Annotated in this window: 3 protein-coding genes; all 3 read right to left on the reverse strand. The window is 72.1% G+C overall.

All coding sequences use genetic code 11. The features are described from left to right. A partial coding sequence (locus FGD71_RS35150) for a GlgB N-terminal domain-containing protein (protein ID WP_240436920.1) occupies window positions 1–1285 on the reverse strand: 1285 nt, incomplete at its 3' end. Between the two features lie 58 nt (window positions 1286–1343). Then, entirely contained in the window at window positions 1344–2744 is a 1401-nt protein-coding gene (locus FGD71_RS35155) for a maltokinase N-terminal cap-like domain-containing protein (protein ID WP_119104613.1), read from the reverse strand. 160 nt (window positions 2745–2904) lie between these two features. Beyond that, the coding region (locus tag FGD71_RS35160; RefSeq protein WP_181359336.1) for an alpha-glucosidase C-terminal domain-containing protein at window positions 2905–3058 on the reverse strand (154 nt) is incomplete at its 5' end.

Here is a 3058-nt window from a genome sequence, read left to right on the forward strand (position 1 = left end):
GACGGCCGTCGAACTCGGCCAGTGCCCACTCGTCGCGCGGGAAGTGGGCGGGCACCCAGTCCATGATCACGCCGATACCGGCCTGGTGCAGCGCGTCGACGAGGTACTTGAAGTCGTCGGGGGTGCCGAGACGGGCGGTGGGCGCGTAGAAGCCGGTGACCTGGTAGCCCCAGGAGCCGCCGAAGGGGTGCTCGGCGACCGGCATCAGCTCCACGTGCGTGAAGCCCAGGTCCGTGACGTATCCGGGGAGCTGCTCGGCGAGCTGCCGGTAGGTCAGTCCAGGGCGCCAGGAGGCCAGATGGACCTCGTACACCGAGAACGGTGCCTCGTGGGCCGGCCTGTCCGCCCGTCGGGCCATCCACTCGTCGTCGCCCCACCGGTGGTGGGACGTGTGCACGATGGACGATGTCTGGGGCGGGACCTCGGTGCGGCGGGCCATCGGGTCGGCACGCAGGGTCTTGGAGCCGTCGGGCCGGGTGATCTCGAACTTGTAGAGCTCGCCCTCGCCGACCCCGGGGACGAACAGCTCCCACACCCCGGAGGATCCCAGCGACCGCAACGGGTACGCGGTGGCGTCCCAGAAGTTGAAGGTCCCGGCCAGCCGCACGCCCCGCGCGTTCGGCGCCCAGACCGTGAAGCGGGTGCCGGTGACACCCTGGTGCACCATCGGTTCGGCGCCGAGTGCCTTCCACAGCTGCTCGTGGCGGCCCTCGCCGAACAGATGCAGATCGAACTCGCCGATCGAGGGCAGAAAACGGTACGCGTCCTCGGTGTCCTGGACCGTCCCGTCGTACTCCACCAGCAGCCGGTACTCCGGTACCTCCCGCAGCGGCAGCACAGCGGAGAAGAACCCCTCCCCGTCGTCGTGCAGTTCGGCCCGCAGGCCCTCGGCGACCACGGTCACGGACAGCGCGTAGGGCCGCAGCGCCCGGAAGAGCACACCATCCGGCACCGGATGCGCCCCGAGCACGGAGTGCGGGTCATGGTGCACGCCACCGAGCAGCCGCTCCCGGTCTCCACGGTCCAGTACGGCCGGGCGTACCTCTGCGCCCCCGCCGGTCTCCACAGCCGTCCCTGCCTCGGGACCCCCGTCCGCGCCGGCTTCCCATGCCGCCGCCGCCTCGGATCGCACGCGCTCCACCGCGGCCTCCGCGGGTTCCGCGGGCCGCGCGGCCTCCTGCGGCCGGGAGTCCGGGGCCACCGACGGCTTGGGGATCTTCTTCGTCGCCTTGCCGGCCTTCGGGCTCTTCGGCTTCTTGGCGGGTGGGTTGGAGCGGGGGGTCACGGGCGGGGCCTCCTGGAGCGGGCGTCAGGTAGGGAGGATCGGTGGGCGGGGCGGCGGGTCAGGACGCCGCGGTATCGGCCAGACGGCGGACGGCGTTCAGGGGTACGGGCAGCCAGTCGGGCCGGTGGCGCGCCTCGTACACGACTTCGTAGATCGCCTTGTCCGTCTCGTACGCACGCAGCAGCACGGGATCGGAACGCGGATCGCTTCCGCTGACCTCGGCGTACCCGGTGCAGTACGCGGCCCGGCAGGTGCCGGCCCAGTCGGGCGTGACCGGCACGGCGGTCAGGGAGTGCGCCGCGTAGTCGAACGAGCGGAGCATGCCCGCGACGTCCCGCGCGGTCGGCTGCGGCAACCGGCGCTCGGTGAGCGGCTTCGACGGCTCGCCCTCGAAGTCGATCAGCGACCAGCTGCCGGACGGAGCCCGCAGACACTGCCCGAGGTGCAGATCACCGTGTATCCGCTGGGCGGTCCAGGTCTCGCCCTCCGCGGCCAGCTCGGCGAGCGCCTCGAACGCGGAACGCAGACCGGTCGCGTACGGCCGCAGTGCGGGCACCGCCTGGACGGCCGCGTCGAGCCGCCCGGTCATGCCGTCGACCAGCGGCTCCATCTGCGCTCGGCCCAGGGTGACCGTGGGCAGTGCTCGGGCCAGCGCCGTGTGCACCGCTGCGGTGGCCCGCCCGAGCGCACGCGCCTCACCGCTGAAGTCCTCACCCTTGGCGAGCCCGCGCAACGCGAGGTCCCAGCCGTCCGCGGCTCCCCGCACGAAGCGTTGCAGCACACCCAGTACGTACGTCTCGCCGGCCAGGTCCGTGAGCATCCATCCGGCGGGCGCGGGTACCCCGGGGCAGTCCTCGCGGGCCAGCGCCAGCGGCAGCTCCAGGTCGGGGTTGATACCGGGCAGGACGCGGCGCAACACCTTCAGGATGAACGTATCTCCATAGACGATCGAGGAGTTGGACTGCTCGGCCGTCACCAGTCGCGGCACCAGGTCTTCCCGGAGCTCCTGCCGCGGATCGCGCTCGAAGCGCAGCTCGCCGATGTGCGCCCTCGTGCGCAGCGCCTCCATGAGCACATCGGCGGGCCGCGGGTCGTGCAGTGCCTCGTACACCGTCCGCCCGGCGAGCGGCCCCTGCTCCGGATGGCCGATCAGCGCGGGCGCCAGCCGTGGTGGCAGCGTCTCGCGTACGCCGATCAGGAGCTGGTAGCAGTCGCCGGGCTGCGCGAGGGCACCCTGCGCGGGCAGCAGCGGCTGATGCGCGCGGACGAGCAGATGCAGCAGCCCCAGCTTCGCGTTCCAGGGCAGTAGTTCCGTCGCCGCGACCAGCGAGAACCCGGTCACGGGACGCCCTTTGCCCGCGAACCACCGCTGCCTCGGCAGCCATTCGCGCAACAGTGGATCGAGGGACGCGAGAAGGCCCGGGCCTGTGGTGGCGGGGCGGGTGACGGCTTCCGACATGGCGTCGCGTCCTTTCCCCGAGGGCGGGGTGTTACTGATGCGTGCCCAGGGCGGGGCGGGAGAAACCGCCCTGCCCTGTTCCACGCGGCGTCCTTGGCGCGTTCTGGACGGGTTCCGCGCGGGTGTCCACGCGGCGTTCGTGCCGGCGTCCATCCGCCGTCTACGCGGTGTCCTTGCGCAGTCGGAACCAGTAGAAGCCGTGGCCTGCGAGGGTCAGGAGGTAGGGGAGCTGGCCGATGGCGGGGAAGCGGACGCCGCCGATCAGTTCCACCGGGTGCCGTCCGTCGAAGGCCTGCAGGTCGAGTTCGGTGGGC

This window comes from Streptomyces sporangiiformans, assembly GCF_005768555.2.
GTDB classification, from domain to species: domain Bacteria; phylum Actinomycetota; class Actinomycetes; order Streptomycetales; family Streptomycetaceae; genus Streptomyces; species Streptomyces sporangiiformans.